General features: G+C 41.5%; 18 protein-coding genes, 1 pseudogene and 1 riboswitch. Of the genes and pseudogenes, 8 read left to right on the top strand and 11 right to left on the bottom strand.

Annotated elements, in window-relative coordinates; translation table 11 throughout:
• The first annotated feature begins 14 nt into the window (after positions 1-14).
• The 6 genes and pseudogenes from hutI to MUO14_RS11325 all read left to right on the top strand — a co-directional run bounded on the left by hutI (position 15) and on the right by MUO14_RS11325 (position 6815).
• Positions 15-1289, top strand: a complete 1275-nt coding sequence (gene hutI / locus MUO14_RS11300; RefSeq protein WP_244755305.1) for an imidazolonepropionase — start codon at positions 15-17, stop codon at positions 1287-1289.
• Complete coding sequence (locus MUO14_RS11305) at positions 1286-2272, top strand: agmatinase family protein (RefSeq protein WP_244755306.1); 987 nt, start codon at positions 1286-1288, stop codon at positions 2270-2272. Before hutI ends, MUO14_RS11305 begins: the two co-directional genes overlap by 4 nt.
• A gap of 134 nt (positions 2273-2406) precedes the next feature.
• Positions 2407-3675 carry a YjiH family protein gene (locus MUO14_RS11310; protein ID WP_244755563.1) on the top strand — a complete coding sequence of 423 codons (1269 nt, stop codon included), beginning with the start codon at positions 2407-2409 and terminating at the stop codon, positions 3673-3675.
• Between the two features lie 199 nt (positions 3676-3874).
• Positions 3875-4927: a Delta(5) desaturase DesA gene (locus MUO14_RS11315; RefSeq protein WP_244755307.1), complete on the top strand. Its 1053-nt coding sequence runs from the start codon at positions 3875-3877 to the stop codon at positions 4925-4927.
• Between the two features lie 156 nt (positions 4928-5083).
• Positions 5084-6219 (top strand): annotated as a pseudogene (locus MUO14_RS11320) (histidine kinase).
• Positions 6216-6815 (top strand): response regulator transcription factor, encoded by a 600-nt coding sequence (locus MUO14_RS11325; RefSeq protein ID WP_244755308.1) that lies wholly within the window; start codon positions 6216-6218, stop codon positions 6813-6815. Before MUO14_RS11320 ends, MUO14_RS11325 begins: the two are co-directional and overlap by 4 nt.
• A 162-nt stretch (positions 6816-6977) precedes the next feature.
• On the opposite strand, the gene MUO14_RS11330 is transcribed toward MUO14_RS11325, so the two are convergent.
• The 8 genes from MUO14_RS11330 to MUO14_RS11365 form a co-directional block, all read right to left on the bottom strand.
• Complete coding sequence (locus tag MUO14_RS11330; RefSeq protein ID WP_396265823.1) at positions 6978-7991, bottom strand: C40 family peptidase; 1014 nt, start codon at positions 7989-7991, stop codon at positions 6978-6980.
• Positions 7992-8009: 18 nt separating this feature from the next.
• Positions 8010-9077 carry a dipeptide epimerase gene (locus MUO14_RS11335; protein WP_244755309.1) on the bottom strand — a complete coding sequence of 356 codons (1068 nt, stop codon included), beginning with the start codon at positions 9075-9077 and terminating at the stop codon, positions 8010-8012.
• 18 nt (positions 9078-9095) lie between these two features.
• Complete coding sequence (locus MUO14_RS11340) at positions 9096-10262, bottom strand: DUF819 family protein (protein WP_244755310.1); 1167 nt, start codon at positions 10260-10262, stop codon at positions 9096-9098.
• A gap of 102 nt (positions 10263-10364) precedes the next feature.
• The gene (locus tag MUO14_RS11345) at positions 10365-10682 is read right to left on the bottom strand and encodes a DUF3870 domain-containing protein (RefSeq protein ID WP_244755311.1); all 318 of its coding nucleotides are present in this window, start codon (positions 10680-10682) and stop codon (positions 10365-10367) included.
• Between the two features lie 277 nt (positions 10683-10959).
• On the bottom strand, positions 10960-11502 hold the full coding sequence (locus tag MUO14_RS11350; RefSeq protein ID WP_244755312.1) for a DUF6155 family protein: 543 nt from the start codon (positions 11500-11502) through the stop codon (positions 10960-10962).
• Between the two features lie 46 nt (positions 11503-11548).
• Positions 11549-11836 (bottom strand): hypothetical protein, encoded by a 288-nt coding sequence (locus MUO14_RS11355; RefSeq protein WP_244755313.1) that lies wholly within the window; start codon positions 11834-11836, stop codon positions 11549-11551.
• 132 nt (positions 11837-11968) lie between these two features.
• Positions 11969-12343 (bottom strand): YbaN family protein, encoded by a 375-nt coding sequence (locus MUO14_RS11360; protein WP_244755314.1) that lies wholly within the window; start codon positions 12341-12343, stop codon positions 11969-11971.
• 109 nt (positions 12344-12452) lie between these two features.
• Positions 12453-13277, bottom strand: a complete 825-nt coding sequence (locus MUO14_RS11365) for a YihY/virulence factor BrkB family protein (protein WP_244755315.1) — start codon at positions 13275-13277, stop codon at positions 12453-12455.
• Positions 13278-13438: 161 nt separating this feature from the next.
• Here MUO14_RS11365 and MUO14_RS11370 point away from each other — a divergent pair, with 161 nt between their 5' ends.
• Together MUO14_RS11370 and MUO14_RS11375 are read left to right on the top strand one after the other, a co-directional pair.
• Entirely contained in the window at positions 13439-13609 is a 171-nt protein-coding gene (locus tag MUO14_RS11370; RefSeq protein ID WP_244755316.1) for a hypothetical protein, read from the top strand.
• A 282-nt stretch (positions 13610-13891) separates the two neighbouring features.
• Positions 13892-14266, top strand: coding sequence for a DoxX family protein (locus MUO14_RS11375; protein WP_244755317.1), 375 nt, complete (start codon positions 13892-13894; stop codon positions 14264-14266).
• A 152-nt stretch (positions 14267-14418) separates the two neighbouring features.
• Here MUO14_RS11375 and splB read toward each other — a convergent pair whose 3' ends face one another.
• The 3 genes from splB to MUO14_RS11390 all read right to left on the bottom strand — a co-directional run bounded on the left by splB (position 14419) and on the right by MUO14_RS11390 (position 16267).
• Positions 14419-15447, bottom strand: a complete 1029-nt coding sequence (splB, locus tag MUO14_RS11380; protein ID WP_244755318.1) for a spore photoproduct lyase — start codon at positions 15445-15447, stop codon at positions 14419-14421.
• The gene (locus MUO14_RS11385; protein WP_244755319.1) at positions 15440-15694 is read right to left on the bottom strand and encodes a transcriptional regulator SplA domain-containing protein; all 255 of its coding nucleotides are present in this window, start codon (positions 15692-15694) and stop codon (positions 15440-15442) included. Before MUO14_RS11385 ends, splB begins: the two co-directional genes overlap by 8 nt.
• Positions 15695-15997: 303 nt before the next feature.
• Positions 15998-16267 (bottom strand): spore morphogenesis/germination protein YwcE, encoded by a 270-nt coding sequence (locus MUO14_RS11390; RefSeq protein WP_244755320.1) that lies wholly within the window; start codon positions 16265-16267, stop codon positions 15998-16000.
• A 411-nt stretch (positions 16268-16678) separates the two neighbouring features.
• A riboswitch (Lysine riboswitch) is annotated at positions 16679-16858 on the top strand.
• The last annotated feature ends 93 nt before the right edge of the window (positions 16859-16951 follow it).

Genomic DNA, 16951 nt, shown 5'->3' on the forward strand with positions numbered 1-16951 from the left:
AGGGGGAATTTTTTATGGTACAAAAATTGCTTATTACCAATGCAGCTCAATTAATTACCATGGCTGGACATTCGGAGAAACCGGCAAGGAAAGAAGCCATGTCTCAGCTTGAGGTGATTGAGAATGGTGCTGTTTATATGGAAGAGGGGAAAGTCGTAGAAGTAGGTACTGATGTAAAGATTCGTGAGAAGTACCAAGATTCAGTGGTCCCTGAAAATCATATTGATGCCACAGGAAAGGTGGTTACACCAGGGCTAATTGACCCACACACACACCTGGTACATGCCGGAACGAGGGAAAATGAGTACGCCATGCGTCTGAAAGGAAAGACATACATGGAGATCATGGAAGCTGGTGGCGGAATCCATGCTACTACTCGAGCAACACAGAAAGCGAGCCATGAAGAGCTTTACGAACAATCAAGAAAACGCTTAGATCAATTTTTGTTACATGGGGTAACAACGGTGGAGGCGAAAAGCGGCTATGGATTGACGCTTGAGCATGAAATAAAGCAGCTTGAAGTTGCCCAGCAGTTGGCCAAGGATCACCCCGTCGATCTCGTACCAACGTTTATGGGTGCTCACGCGATCCCAATGGCTGAAAAAGAGAACCCTGAACCATTCGTCAATCGGGTGATTAATGAAATGATTCCGGAAGTCGCTAAAAAGAACCTCGCTGTCTTTAACGACGTCTTTTGTGAGCGAGGCGTTTTTACACCAGAACAATCTAGACGCATTTTAGAAGCCGGTAAAGAACATGGGTTAATCCCTAAAATTCATGCCGATGAAATTGAGCCTTATGCCGGAGCGGAATTAGCCGCCTCCGTTGGTGCCATCTCAGCCGACCACCTTTTAAAAGCATCTGAACAAGGAATTAAAGATATGGCGGATACCGGAGTCGTCGGTGTATTGCTCCCAGGTACAGCATTCTTCTTAATGGCAGAATTCGCACAAGCTAGAAAAATGATCGATGCAGGAGTGGCTGTAGCTCTTTCTACTGACGCTAACCCAGGCTCCTCTCCAACCATTTCCCTGCCATTCATCATGAACTTGGGCTGCTTGAAAATGGGCATGACACCTGAAGAAGTACTGACCGCGACAACGATCAATGCTGCTCACGCGATTGGCTGTGCAGGAGAAGCAGGCAGTCTTGAACAGGGCAAAAGAGCTGATGTGACCATCTTTAATGTACCAAATTACCTAACCCTATCTTACCAATATGGCATGAACCATGTGGATAGCGTCATCAAAGCTGGTACACCGCTTGTTGTAGGAGGGCAGCTGCAATGAAGAACTATCCTTATCCGATGTTAGATAGGCCCAGCATGGTCTGGTCAAAGCAAACGGATAAAAGAAGCGATCTTAAGGTGCATGAATGGATTGAAACAGTTGGAGAATCCGTACCTGACTGGCAGGATTACGATGTGACGATTCTCGGGGTGCCACTTTCGAAGTCGTCTATCAGCACATCTGCTGCCAGTGATAATCCTGAGGCGATGCGACAGGCATGGAAATCCTTCGGCACGTATAATCTCGATGAAGACATTGATTTAGCCAAGCTGAAGGCAATTGACCTTGGCAATGTGAAACAACATGCCACAGATATCACCTATACCCATAATCAAATTGAGCAAGCGATGGTGGCAATGAGAAACCACCACCCTCATACACTACCTATTACGATGGGCGGCGACCATTCAATTACAGCGATGTTGGTCAAGGGCTGGAAACAAGCCCACCTTGATGAAACAGTCGGCATTTTGCAGCTCGATACGCATTTTGATTTACGTGATTTGAATGTGTTCGGTCCGGCGAATGGAACGCCGATTCGTAATTTGATCGAAAGCGGCATTGTCGAGGGGAAGAATGTCCATAACATCGGGCTGCACGGATTCTTCAATGCCAAAGAACTGAAGGATTATGCTGATGAGCATAAGATAAATTACACAACTATGAATCAGGCCAGGAAAAAAGGGATCGCACACGTGATCACGCAAGCATTAGAGCAATTGGACGGGAAGGTCGATACAGTTTATTTAACGGTTGATATGGACGTCCTGGATATAGCTCATAATCCTGCTGCTCCTGCTGCGACCCCCGGCGGCATGTACACGGAGGAATTGTTTGATGCTGTTCAAATCGCTGGCGAACACACAAAAGTGAAAGCCATCGATATAGTCTGTCTCGATCCACGTAAAGATTTAGGTGGTATGTCAGTGAAGAGTGCTGTTCACGTAATGCTGTCATTTTTGACAGGCTATTGCATGCGATAGAGGGCGATGTCATATTCGCCCTTCTTTTTCAAGAGTTATTATCTGAACATTCAATCATTTGGAGGTAAGAAAATGGAATCTGTAAAAAAAGAAGTTCAACCTGATCCGTCCGGGGGCCGTCTGGTGCAAATTTAATTAAATTTTTCCTATTCAGCATGATCGGCATCTTCACCTTTTTCGTTCCAATTACTATCAACGGCACCTCTTCCATTCCACTCGATCACATTGTCACCTATATTCAGACGACGTTCGCAGCACTCGTACCCTATTATGCACTCCTTATCATTATACTCGGGGCTATCTACCCGTTCGTCAATCGTTTGTGGAATAAAGATAAGGTAAATATTGTGCTATCGTTATTCAAAATTATCGGTGTCGCCGTTGCTGCGATGCTGATCTTTAACTTTGGACCAAGCTGGTTATTCAATGCCAACATGGGACCGTTTCTTTTTGAAAAATTGGTTATACCTGTTGGCTTGCTCGTCCCAATAGGAGCCGTCTTCCTTTCTTTACTCGTGGGCTATGGACTGCTTGAATTTATTGGCGTCTTACTGCAACCTGTGATGCGCCCGATTTGGAAAACTCCAGGGCGTTCAGCCATTGATGCCGTCGCCTCGTTTGTTGGAAGCTATTCGATCGGGCTGTTAATCACCAACCGTGTGTTCAAAGAAGGGAAATATTCGGTGAAAGAAGCAACGATTATCGCAACTGGTTTTTCGACCGTATCAGCGACCTTCATGATTGTCGTTGCCAAGACGCTCGGAATAATGGAGATTTGGAACACATATTTCTGGGTCACATTATTCGTCACTTTTCTCGTCACAGCCATTACGGTAAGAATTTGGCCGTTAAATAAAATAAGTGACGAATATTTTGACGGTGTTGGGCAGCCAGAACAGGTAATTAAGAAGAACCGACTTAAAGCAGCCTGGTCACAAGCAATGGAAACAGCTGAACGTTCTCCTTCCCTTGTCAAAAATATACGGATGAACTTAAAGGACGGCTTGATCATGACAATGGCCATACTCCCATCGATTTTATCAGTGGGATTATTCGGACTGGTCCTTGCTGAATTTACACCCTTTTTTGATATTTTGGGCTATATCTTTTACCCATTCACCTGGATCATGCAAGTACCTGAACCCATGTTAGCTGCTAAAGCGTCCGCCATCGAAATTGCTGAAATGTTCCTCCCAGCTTTACTTGTTGCAAATGCACCATTGATCACCAAATTCGTAATTGCTACTTTGTCCGTATCTGCGATCCTATTCTTTTCAGCTCTCATCCCTTGTATCCTTTCAACGGATATCCCAGTAAGTATTCCGAAACTAATTGTAATTTGGATCGAACGTACAATACTAACGATCATCATCGTAACCCCCATCGCCTACCTATTACTCTGAAATACCAAAAACCCCCACCTCAGGTCATCCAATATCTGGATGACCTGAGGTGGTATTTTTTTAGGTGGATTTATTTACGAGCTGCGAGGTATATGACAAATGTCATATAGGCTACCTGACGTTTGTGTCTTACATTGTCTGGCGGTTTTTTCTATGATAGAAATACTATTAAAAGTATGCACGAATAAGGAGTAATCGCATGGAGAAACAAAAACAAGCTCAACTAAAAAAGAATGTCGCCTCGTTTGCAAAGCCAGATGCAATTGCGGCCATAAGACAGCTTATCAATACACTTCTTCCGTTTTTCATCCTTTGGTTTCTCGCGTATCAGAGTTTAGCTATTTCAGTATGGTTAACCCTGCCACTTGCAATCCTAGCCGGGGGATTTGTCATTCGGATCTTTATTATCTTCCATGACTGTACACACCAGTCCTTTTTCAAAAATAAAAAAGCCAACCGAGTTATTGGTACAATCACTGGCATTATTACCTTGTTTCCCTTTGAAAAGTGGAAACGAGACCATTCCATCCACCACGCGACAAGTAGCAACCTGGATAAGCGTGGCACGGGAGACGTTTGGGTAATGACAGTGGATGAATATGTCGCCGCAAGTTTTTGGGAGAGGTTATCTTACCGCCTTTACCGTAATCCGATTGTAATGTTTGGGCTAGGGCCGATCTACCTGTTCTTAATTTCTAACCGTTTTAACCGTAAAGGAGCCAAACGTAAAGAGCGCATGAACACGTACTTGACCAATATATCAGTTGCCGCTATCTATACCCTGCTAATATGGGCGGTTGGCTGGCAGGCATTTCTCATTATTCAAATTCCAATTCTGTATGTATCAGGAACGCTTGGTATATGGTTATTTTATGTGCAGCACCAATTTGAAGATTCCTACTTTGAAGATGAAGACCAATGGGACTTTGTGAAGGCAGCTGTAGACGGCAGCTCGTATTACAAGCTGCCAAAGATCTTGCAATGGGTGTCAGGCAGTATCGGATTTCACCACGTGCATCACTTAAGTCCAAGAGTACCTAACTATCATTTGGAAAAAGCACACGAATCCACACCGCCATTACAAAAAGCAACAACAATTACGCTGGCTTCCAGCTTAAAATCCATTCGCTTCCGCCTATATGATACTGAAAATAAATCGTTTGTAAGCTTCAAGGAAATTAAACACCTTCTGGGAAAGCCTACATCAAGCACGGAGATGGGCAGTAAAAGTCCAAGCTTCCAGGATAAATAAGGTGTTTTAAAAGCCCATTCAGGCGATAAGGAATGGGCTTTTTGTTATGATGTCTTTTGGCTTCATCACCTAACACTTATGGAATAATAGTGACAGGGTCTATCATTGTATTATATCCTGTATTCATAACAATACATTGACTAAAAGGAGGCCGCTATGCAGAACTGGTATCATATTATCCCAAAAAACACGGGCCTTAGCCTATATGTATGGATCATTTTTTGTGGTCTGCCTTTCTTTTTCATATTCAGATCATCATCCATGTTGGAGATTGGCTTTGGAGTTTTCATGACGTTACTATTTTTTCTTTCCTATCGATTATCCTTCATTTCTAATACCCGGATCGTCTATTTATGGGTAAGTATAGAAATGGCAATAAGCATTGTAATGACGATATTTTTTGGTTATATATACTTTGCGCTTTTCCTAGCTTTCTTTATTGGAAATATACAATACAAAAGCGGGTTTATTACGTTATACATCGTTCACCTTCTCACTACGGCTGCAGCGATAACCATGGTTTTTTTCACACATTATACATTAATTTTCCCTCAACTTCCCTTTATGATTATTTGTATCATTGGTGTAATTTTGCTGCCGTTTACCATGTACTATCGTAACAAGCGTGAGAAGTTAGAGGGACAGTTAGAAGATGCCAATAAAAGGATTTCTCAACTAATGGTGATCGAAGAACGTGAACGGATTGCTCGCGATTTACATGATACTCTAGGTCAGAAACTATCCCTAATTGGTTTGAAAAGTGACCTTGCTGGGAAACTAGTGGAGGCGAAACCTGACTCAGCCAAAAATGAGATTAACGATATTCACCAAACGGCAAGGACAGCACTAAAAGAGGTACGTGAGATGGTTTCAAACATGAGAGGGGCCAAACTCGAGGATGAAATCATTCGTATTCAGCAAATTTTAACAGCTGCAGAAATAGACTTCACTACTGAAGGGAGTCCCAAGCTTACAAACACCCCTTGCTAGTCGAAAATGTGCTTAGTATGTGTTTGAAGGAAGCTGTCACCAATGTCGTTAAGCATAGTAAGGCTTCTTCCTGTAACATCTTTATAAAGCAACATCCTAACGAAGTTTTGATTGCAGTCGAGGACAATGGTAAGGGTATGGCAGATCAACTCGAATCATACCAGGGAAACGGGCTTCAGGGTATGAGAGAGCGCTTGGAATTTGTGAACGGCAGCTTGGAGATTTTTTCATCAAATGGTACAACGCTTCATATTCGGGTGCCTAACGTCATTCAACAAACGGAACAGGAGGAGTTAGTGTGATTCGTATTGTAATTGCTGAAGACCAGCGGATGCTGCTAGGGGCTCTTGGCTCCTTGCTAGATTTAGAAGAGGGCATGGAAGTTGTCGGAAAAGCCAAAAATGGTGAAGAAGCATGTTCGCTGGTAAAACAATTCAATCCCGATATTTGCATGATGGATATTGAGATGCCGATAAAAAGCGGACTCGATGCAGCAGAAGAGCTGAAAGAACATCCCTGTAAAGTCATTATTTTAACTACTTTCGCCAGGGCTGGTTACTTTGAACGGGCCCAACAAGCAGGGGTGAGTGGATACCTATTAAAGGATAGCCCAAGTGAGGATTTAGCCAACTCCATTCGGATTATCATGGAAGGTCAGCGAATATTTGCCCCAGAACTTGTTGATATGGCTTTTGGCAATGAAAACCCATTGACAGAACGTGAAAAGCAAGTCATTCAGCTGATGGCCGATGGCAAAAATACGAAGGAAATATCAAACCAGCTTTACATTACTCCAGGCACGGTTCGCAATTATATTTCTGTCATTCTTGATAAGCTTGAAGTAAGCAACCGAATTGAAGCCATCTCACGATTTAGGGAAAAAGGCTGGTTTAAATGATTCCTTCTGACCAATTATTTGCGCGAGATTCACGATAATTGCACGAAATTTTGATTAATTGCACACAATCCTGATTAATTGCACGAACCACCGCTATAATTGCATATTTAGAAGCTTTTTTATAAAGGGCCAGTCCGCGGATGGACTGGCCCTAGTAAATAACTAGTCAATATATCTTCTGGCACCTGAGAACTCAGAAGAATAGTAATCGGATTCGAAAACATCAATAATCTCGACCGTGCTCTCGGTGTTCGGGGAATGAATCATTTGACCGTCACCAATATACATCCCTACATGGTGTACGGAGCCTTCGCCTTCATTATAAGCAAAGAACAGTAGATCCCCTTTTTGCAGATCCTCTTTAGCGACAGGTATTCCGTGTGTCGCCTGAACGGAAGAATCACGCGGAATAGTTATGCCATTGGATTTATAAATGGTATGGGTAAAACCGGAGCAGTCAAAACCGAAGCCAGATACTCCCGCCCAAAGATATGGCAGTCCTAAAAACTGTTTCCCTGTTTCTACTAGATCTTGTCCAGTCGGGGCAGGTATCTCCTGCTGTGAATCGTAAACAGTAACCGCTTCTGAAGAAATCCACTTCATATCATCGCTAGGTGTTGCCACTAGTGTCATGTCTCCCGCTTGAGCAACGACAGGAAGCTTAGTATTGAAGCTGAGTTCCTTAAATTCAACCTTTTGCTGTTTATCATCGTAAAGCCATGCCGTCGTATCCGTCACTTGAGCAAATGATTTATTTTCTTTCAACTTAGCAAAATTACTTTCATCAGCCAGCTGAATTTTCGGCATCCATGCAGGATAGCCTAACTCGTTCTTCGGTGTCGGCTGGCCATGGACGGCAACTTTCACCCAATCCCCACGCTCTTCAAGAATCGTAACCTTTTGACCATAAAGGGCTTGTGTTTGCAGATTTCCGACAAGCCAAAGCTTCTGATCCAGTGACATGCTTTCTGTCCATTGCCACATGTCCACCGGGTTTCCGACAGATGGACCGTCGATTGGACGAGTGATGTCTGGCCCTGACCAAAGTGTAGCTACGGAGACATCAACATAAGCAGTTTCCTTTTCTGACTTTTCTTTAGCTTCTGACGGTAACGGGGCAAACAAACACGATCCAAGAATAACAACCAAGGTTAGAACGAACCATTTTTTATACAAAACAAGCACCTCCACAAATTAATTGTAAAATCCGATTCCAGGAACATCTGGCAGTTCGACAGCATTTCCTTCGAATCGCATTCCCCCTTTCATTTTTTCATCTGCCATCCATAAAGGAGCATCAAGATCATAGTAGGTAATGTTCGGGTGGGCAGCAGCAAGGTGACTTGCTGCTGTAACCGAAACGATAGATTCCATCATGCTTCCGATCATACATTGAACCCCTGCCGCTTCACACATATCAGCGATTTGCCAGGCACGTCGTACCCCACCACATTTCATCAGCTTAATATTGAGAAGATCCACTGCCCCGTTCTTCACTAAACGAAAGGCATCCCGTGGGCTAAACACACTCTCATCTGCCATAACTGGGGTGGAAACTCTTTCCCGCACAAATTTCAACCCTTCAAGATCATCAACTGGTACCGGCTGCTCCACAAGTTCAATCCCCATCTTCTCGCGTTCTAATAAGTGAATGATTTCGACGGCTTGTTTACCACTCCATCCCTGGTTCGCATCAAGCCGCAACAGAACATCATCACCTACAGCTGAACGAACTTTTTCAATGCGACGAAGATCAAGCTTCTGGTCATTCCCTACCTTAATTTTCAATACATTAAACCCTTCAGCCACTCTTTTTTGTGCAGCCTCATACATGATCTCTGGTTCATCGATACTGACCGTCATATCCGTTTCTAAGGAATTTGTTTTGCCGCCAAGAAAGCCGTACAATGGAATGCCATAAGCCTTACAATAAGCATCGTGTAAAGCAATATCGACAGCAGCTTTCGCACTTGTATTAGCTGCACAGCTTTTTTCAACACCCTCACTAATTTTTCTAAGATGAAAAATACTTTTATTTAACAATGCTCCCCTTATCGGACCTTTGACTGCGGCTACGATCCCTTCTAATGACTCTCCGGTAATTTGCCAGGTGGAGGAAGCCGATCCTAACCCCGCTAATCCATCCTCAAGTTGTATGTGTACGTCAACAACGTCAATCTCCGTTACATGTCGTAATGCAGTTTTAAACGGACGTTTAAGTTTAACCGGACGTTTCTGACAAGTCAGATCTATAATCTTCACAAGTATGTCTCCTCTTTATTATAAGAATGATAGAATTTTAGCAACGAGCAACCCGTAGTAGGTTCCCATGAAAGAACCGGCTAAAGCCATGAGTACTCCAATAGGAATGAGAGATCGATGATAAGCCCCTGCAAGAAGCGGCGCCGAAGCCATTCCGCCAATATTAGCAAGACTTGAAACACCTAAGGTGAAAAGGTCCATTTTGAATAGTTTAGCTGCAATCATAAGCACAAGCCCATGGATCGCTAGAATGACAAATCCAGATACGATATAAATGGGTGCTTGAAACAACTGGGTAAAGTCAGCACGTGAGGCGATTAAAGCAATGACAACATAAAGCAACACATTTGCCACATCCATCGAGCCAGGTACTTTCGCTATCCTTGTCATGGCTAGCACTACACCGACAATTGAAACAATGAGAATCGTCCATGTTGTGGCGTTTACAACTGTTCCAAACTCAGGAAGCAACTCCCCAAATTTAGCCGCTACAGCTGAAATAAAGATAGCGAGCGAGAATAATCCCATCAGGTGAACAAATGATATTGACTTTTGCTGTTTTTCTTCGTGTTCTTCTTTCAGTTCAGCAGTAATTTCATCAAGGTGAGAGGTGTCTGCCTTCGCCCATTTATTAAACACACCTGAAAAGGGAACTAGCCAAAACATGATCATGACCCATGTTGAATAGTTCACGGTGTCCATGATTAAGGCATAACCGAAAATATTCTCAGGTACGTCTAGGATCCCTTGAATAATTACCATGTTCGCTGATCCACCCGTCCAGCTTCCCGCTAAAGCTCCAAAGGCTTGCCAGGTTTCTGGTGCGTATAAGCCCTGGAATAACAAATAAGTTAGAACAAATCCAAGAACAATACTAAGAGAAGCAGCAAAATACCCTATCAGCATCTTAGGGCCAAGCTTAACTAGCTTACGCAAATCACAATTTAACAACATTAATAGAATTAACATAGGTAATAGTGCGTCTCGAACGTTGCCATACGTTGCGTCGATTCCCTCTGTCGCCCCAATGATGCCGCTCGTTTTTAAGATTGCCCCACCAAAATAAATAAGTACAATGCCTGGTACATACTTAAAGAACTTACTCTTAGAACTAGATTCCAAGTATGCAATCAGCCCCGCCAGACCAACAACTACACCCAGGTACAAAAATCCTCCTTCAATCATCTTCATTCCCCCTGCTTGAATTAATATAAAAAAAACCCAGCTGCAAGAATAATATTCTTGTCAGCTGGGTTTTATCCACGAAAAGTAAGATAAAGCAGCTCCCTATTTATTTAGGGCTTCCTTATATTTATAATAGGCTTGTTTAAAAGCTACAATCAAAGCTTTCTGTGAGGACCCGAAATAACGAGCATATACTTCTTCCGCAGCCCCGTCGCAGTCCAAAATACTTCGACCCACAAAGAGACTCTGCACAAATTTAACCGTGATGCCCATCATCGCTGTACACTCGACATCAACAATCAAATTCGTTTTCGAATCAATGACGAACCCTATAAAAAAACTATCATATTTCTTAGTGATTGGATTGTTTCCCGGAGACTTTGCCTCTCCGACTACATAACAAGTTTCATTCGCATACACTTTATTCACTCTCCAGAAAGATCAGGCATCTTCCGTACGGGATACCTGCCCTATATGTGGGACGGCTGCCGTTACGAAATGTAGATGTTCTCGGAGACCTTCTTAAAATGGATCTTAACATAAAATGAATCCGCTTACAACATAATTTTCTAAGTTTTCCAAACTGTAAATTATGTGATCGTCTATACACTTCACTTTTATCCATACCTTATACAGACAAGGTTGATTTGCCTACTCTGTATTTCTTCCTGTACGAAGACTGAACGTATATCTTATACTATGCCATCTTCGAATAAAAAATGTCACTTAGCTCATCATGAAACCCCCACCCTATCCCCTCAGTATTTTCTACCATTTCCTTAAGGCGAGTTTGATATTTGTTAAATACTATTGCTTCCTTTTGGCAATGGTCGGTCACTTTGTCAAACATGGAAGACATACTGTTATAAAATCGCTCATCAATTTCTCCATATGTATTCGTAAAACTCACACCGGTTTCCAGATATATTAGCATTAGTTCCAAAGTTCCTTCTTGATCGTCTGTTAATTTCTTATAGGTCGAAATGGCTTTTTTTGCATGTGATAATCTCATTTTTCCAAACCCCTTATCTGGGAAAAATTCATCAACGATTTGCTTTTTATATTTATGAAAAAGTCTTTCAACCATATCCTCCCTATTAAATTTAACCGATAACTGTTGCTTTACTTCATTATTAAGTTTATAGGAATTAACAATAATAGAAGTTAACTCCTTATGATCAAGAGTTTTCAATTCTTTTTTTAAATCGGATAGCGATAAATAGTTAATTTGTTTCCCCATTCTCTTCCACCTTCTTTTATTCTATAAGTGTCCCCACATACATATATTATAAGCCTAACCAACGACGATAGAGCTGATTTGTCAAGTCTTCTTCGTTTAGTAGATTCATTTCCTTCTTCGCTTGAAAAATCAGGTAGTCCTCTTCTATAACCCCATTGAAGGTTGACCAAATTTGTTGGTTCTTTTTGTGAAAAACATGGATGCGTTCGGTTAATTCATCATAATCTAAGTCGCCTGCATTCCATTGTTCAAATGATTCATATAGAGGCTTTAACTCTTTTTCCGTTAAGTATTGATGGTACCTCCCCAAGATTTCTCTATCTCGTTTGTTCACGATCATTCTTCCTCCTTTATAACATAGCTTATCGAAGAGAACCTACACCCTGAAAAAAATCGATCGTTTTTTCAGTTATAGTGTTGCACTGACCGCACCACTACAAACACAAAAAAGGCTCTCTTCCTCTTGCTAGTTCCCCAACGTTTTTTGGGAGAGGATATACCATGTGAAGTAGCATGCCACGAGTAGCATGAGAATTCTCACAATCACTAATGGCACAATAAAAAACGCGGAATAGATAATTGAAGTCCACAACATGGTAACCCCAATCACCTTCGCCTTTAATGGAATCCCTTTTCCTTCACGAAAATTTATAATATAGCCGCCAAACCACTTATTTGTTATCAGCCAATTATACAGCCTACTTGAGCTCCTAACAAAACATGTTGCAGCAAGCAATAAGAATGGTGTCGTTGGAATTAATGGCAGTACGATACCTATTATACCTAACACTAAAGATAGAGTGCCTATTATGATTAAAATCGTCTTGATCAATAACTTCATATCGATGTCCTTCATTTCCTGAAAAGTCGTGCCTTAAGTATATCGTTTAGCTAAACATAACGGAGAGGGGAAGCTTGTGGCCCCCCTTCTGCTATCTTTCATGCTATCCTTATACAGCTCTATGCTTCCTTCGATGATGGATCACATTAATCTCCGCCCCAACCATCAGAATAATACCTGTGATAAAGAACCACAGCATTAGAATAATGATCCCGCCGAGGCTGCCGTACGTAGCAGAGTAGTTTCCAAAATTGCTTACGTAAAAGGAGAACGCTAATGAAATAAGCTGCCAGAGGATCGCTGTAATGATCGCCCCAGGCAAAATCTCTGGAAATGGTAAAGACTTATTAGGGGCAATGTGATAGAGAGCCATCAAAATGGCACTCATGACGATAATACTGATTACCCAGCGAAGCACTTGAAATAAGATAACTGTCTGCTCTGGCAAACCTAAGAAGTTAGTAAGAAAATTAATAATCACATCTCCGAATATTGGGAGGGCAAGCGCAACGACAATTGCAATAACCATCCCTATTGTAAGTATGATCGACAGCAGTCTGACCTTAATAAATGATCTCGTTTCATCGACGTTATATGCAATATTTGCTGATTGGATAAATGCGTTTACACCATTTGAAGCAGACCATAATGTACCAATAATCCCGACGGTTAATAAACCACCTTTAGGCTGCTCCACCAGGCTGACAATATTTTCACGGAAAATTTCTACCGTACCTCCTGGGACAACGTTTTGCATAAAACCCATCACCGTTTCAGTATCAATATTTAAGTAAGGAAGTATAGATAATAGCAAAATGACCATGGGCACAATCGCAAGTAAATAGTAGTAGGCTTGTGCCGCTCCCAAAATAGGAATGTTGTCCTTTTGAAACTCAGCCAAGACCTCCTTGATATAACTGATCACTTTCTTCATAGAATAGGACCTCCTTAAACCGCTTGTATAGGTCTATCCCCTTTTTCAGGTAATTACTAACCTTGTTTAGACAATTTTCCGAGAGATTATCTAAAGCGGCTTATCCTTTATCCCGAGTAAGTTACCCTGTATAATTTATTTGAACAAAAAGGGGGATGTCCATGAGCATAACAAAACCACTTGTTCAGTTGAATCAGGCATTCATTGTTGTTTCTGTCTTTTTAGCGTTATTCATCCATCACGCCGTATTATTTGTTCCGTTTATCGGTATTTACACGTTAAGTACGAAACAAAGTCCTGTCACCCACTTTAGTAAAAGTTTTTTGCAGTAACCCTTATTCCAGAAGATAAAGATCAACAACATTTCAATCAATGGATCGCTACCATTTGCTTAGGATTATTGATCATATAGGCTGGACTGTGGCTGCGACTATATTCAACCTTATGGTGTTAGCTACCACAAGTATTGCCTTGATGGGTTTCTGCATCGGCTGTGCGATCCGTTATTGCTATTTCACTTCGATTAGAAATCCTAGTTTTTCATATTTAAAACTATATTTAGAATGGTTTGTCTTCCTCCTTGCATATACATTTATATGAAAGGAGGACAACCCATGAACACTTCTTTATCCCCAATAAAATTGATTCGATATGTAACAGCCTTTGTTTTTATTACATCCGGAGTTATGAAAGTAGCAGGCAGTGGTTTAGGTGAGTATTTCGCAAATCTGGGTATACCTAATTCAATCACGATTATGTATGTAGTAGCTGCAATTGAAATTGCGTGCGGGATACTTCTCGTCGCAAATAGGTATGTGAAATATGCAACTATTCCTCTAATAGGCATTATAATTGCCGCACTATTGATAACAAAGGTTCCTACTCTACATGCCGGCTATATCCTATTTCTTTTCGAGGCTAGATTAGATATCGTTATGTTAGGCTTGCTATTTATTCTCTACAATCAGTACCCTCGAAGGTCGTTATAAACAGACTAACCCATGAATAGTAATCGTCCTTCCTATGCCTACAAAAAGGCGCCTTAAGTTGAAATATTCTTTTCATTCCCGGCCCCTATGCAAGTACAAAGCCCGTCTTCCCTTTATAGAATAAGGCGGACTTTGTTATTCTGTAATTACTCTCACGTAAAATATTCTAACTTGGCTTCCGGGAAATAAGTATCAATATATCCTCCCAGTGTATCTTTCATATCTTCCTGCTCTTCGTCCTGATAAACGTATTTGCCGATTCCATAGCGGCCCCATTTCCACTTTCTTTTGGATTCCTCAAGCTCAAGCTTACTCATAGGGTAGTTTTTCTCGATTACACGTTTAGCTGGCTTCGTAAACCGGTGCTGGATCAACTCAAATGTTAAATCTTTGACGGCGTGGGGAGGAAGGGCACTTTCTAAACGTTCAAACATTTCCTTATACCCTTCCTTCCAACCTTCGTGCAGGTAAATAGGGGCAACGATGAATCCTAAGGGATAGCCTGCTTCAGCTACCTTAGCAGCAGCCTTTATCCTCTCTTTGAGCCTTGAGGTGCCTGGTTCAAAATACTTTATAACATAATCATCGTTAATACTGAAACGAAACCTTGTACGTCCATTATGCTTAGCATCAAGTAAATGATCAACATGTGCGAATTTGGTTACAAACCGAAGCTTTCCATATTCCGACTGTCCGAAATATTCAATGGCATCTTTCAGTGTGTGGGTTAAGTGATCTACTCCCACAATATCTGATGTACAGGAAGCTTCAAAACGCGTATCCTCCGGCGCCCGTTCTTTCATGTATTCTTCTGCTGCAGCAAAAATTTCATCCGTATTAACATACGTTCGAATATATGGTTTACTACCCATCGTCGTTTGCAGGTAGCAATAATGACAATGACCCATGCAACCTGTGGCAAAAGGGATGGCGTATTCTGCGGAAGGCTTCGAGGTATCAAACTTTAACGTTTTACGGACACCGACCACAAGCGTAGACTTGGCTACACGATATTTTTGAAAATCGTTCTCCCCTGGCAAATTCCTAATTTGATTATGGGAGGTTGTATGCTTGATTTCCAGGCCCATCTCATTAAATTTATCAATAAGTTCTCTGCCTCGCGGATATTCTAACGCACGAGGTTCTACGTAAACAAGCTGGGGAACGAAAGGCTTAACCATAAAAACTCTCCCCGTTCGAACCAAATGCTTCGCGATATGCCTGTTCCGCTTGATTCTTCGTCTTATAGATTGCAACCTCATCTGTCAAAGGATAGTATGTCTCGTACACAAATAAGGATAGCTGCTCGGGGTTTTCCGGGTTTTGAACGACCGCCGCTTCTTGAACATTAGCCACGTCTTGTGCATGAGGATTTCGTATGATTATATAGACAATCTCTCCAGCGTTATAGGTTTCAGGTATATCCATTGATCTCACCTGTCCTCCCTTAAAGTTTATTTTATTGTTTTCTAAAAGGAGAAAATTTATTAAAAAGTTGTCGAATGAAAACATCGACAAAGATCGTTACATCCTGTGACAACGTCGACACGAGAACGCTTCTTGCGCGTCGCAAGAAGTTCGCGAACGTTTTGAGGACCACAGCGTATGCCTTTCATACGTGAGGATCGGAAAAACCGAGCAACGAGGAAACTCGCCGTTTATCATTCGGTGACTTTTTGAACCTCCTCTTAAAGAGAAAACTCAAGGAAGGTACCGATATCAATACCTTTATTAATAGTTCTTCCAATACTTTGCAGGTGATTTACCCATATGGATGATCATCATGACCCACGCTACTTCCGAAACAATAAGGCTAGAGTAGAACATCATCCACGAAAAGGAAAACATTGCAGGTGTTTCAATGAACAACACTTGAAAATAATAAACCCACATTCCCACAAGCAGAATCGTTTGGATAATGGCAAATGTTGTCTTCTTCAAATTTATAAAAATAAACGGGGTAACGGTCGCAATTAACATGAAAATAACTACAATATCCATTTAATCACCTCCTGTTAAAAGGTTTCCCTTAGAAGTAAATTCTTATTACGCCATTTTGGACTATCCCCTACGTTTACAGTCTGTTTGTTGATCTGCTGTCTCTCTTAATGATTTATGTAAGTATTTCTTTGAGAACAAGCGTTATTCTGTGTACCCTTGATGCTGTGGTGTACAAATATCACACCCATTTAGCATTTACACTTCCTCCTTTATGTAGTAATCATTTATTTTATCGGTAACAAAAAACCATAGTTCTTTAGTTTCAGTTCGAACTATAGCGGCTGTGGAGATTTCGGTTAATCTTTGAAATTCCTGTTTTTTTAAAAAGTATTTCTGAAATGTCCTTGTAGTAAAGCGGATTTTTTGTTATAGTACACTCAATTAAATATTTTCTTATTTCAGTACTTTTGAAGTAAGGATAGAGGAGCAAAGACCATTAGTACACAATAGGAGGATTAATGAGATCCCATGACTATTGTGAAAAGGGGAATTTGCCGAAGCGGAGAGAATCTCATGTTCTTGAAGCTGGTTCTGCTATTGAATAAATACAGGGCTGTCATATAGGAAACTATATGGAGGGCTATCTTACGCAGGAACGATTTTTTTATAAATATGTTTCTACGGCAACAGCGAACCCTTCGTTGTTGCTTTTTTGCGTGTACTTCTGAATGGCCCCGGACCACC

This window comes from Halobacillus shinanisalinarum (genome assembly GCF_022919835.1).
GTDB classification, from domain to species: Bacteria; Bacillota; Bacilli; order Bacillales; family Halobacillaceae; genus Halobacillus_A; species Halobacillus_A shinanisalinarum.

Bases quoted from the DNA above. Each gene is read 5' to 3' on its own strand.
- splB (WP_244755318.1), bottom strand. From the start codon at position 15,447: ATGGTTAAGCCTTTCGTTCCCCAGCTTGTTTACGTAGAACCTCGTGCG.
- MUO14_RS11340 (WP_244755310.1), bottom strand. From the start codon at position 10,262: ATGATTGAAGGAGGATTTTTGTACCTGGGTGTAGTTGTTGGTCTGGCG.
- MUO14_RS11370 (WP_244755316.1), top strand. From the start codon at position 13,439: ATGAGCATAACAAAACCACTTGTTCAGTTGAATCAGGCATTCATTGTT.
- MUO14_RS11350 (WP_244755312.1), bottom strand. From the start codon at position 11,502: ATGGGGAAACAAATTAACTATTTATCGCTATCCGATTTAAAAAAAGAA.
- MUO14_RS11375 (WP_244755317.1), top strand. From the start codon at position 13,892: ATGAACACTTCTTTATCCCCAATAAAATTGATTCGATATGTAACAGCC.
- hutI (WP_244755305.1), top strand. From the start codon at position 15: ATGGTACAAAAATTGCTTATTACCAATGCAGCTCAATTAATTACCATG.
- MUO14_RS11315 (WP_244755307.1), top strand. From the start codon at position 3,875: ATGGAGAAACAAAAACAAGCTCAACTAAAAAAGAATGTCGCCTCGTTT.
- MUO14_RS11385 (WP_244755319.1), bottom strand. From the start codon at position 15,694: ATGGATATACCTGAAACCTATAACGCTGGAGAGATTGTCTATATAATC.
- MUO14_RS11360 (WP_244755314.1), bottom strand. From the start codon at position 12,343: ATGAAGTTATTGATCAAGACGATTTTAATCATAATAGGCACTCTATCT.
- MUO14_RS11390 (WP_244755320.1), bottom strand. From the start codon at position 16,267: ATGGATATTGTAGTTATTTTCATGTTAATTGCGACCGTTACCCCGTTT.
- MUO14_RS11365 (WP_244755315.1), bottom strand. From the start codon at position 13,277: ATGAAGAAAGTGATCAGTTATATCAAGGAGGTCTTGGCTGAGTTTCAA.
- MUO14_RS11305 (WP_244755306.1), top strand. From the start codon at position 1,286: ATGAAGAACTATCCTTATCCGATGTTAGATAGGCCCAGCATGGTCTGG.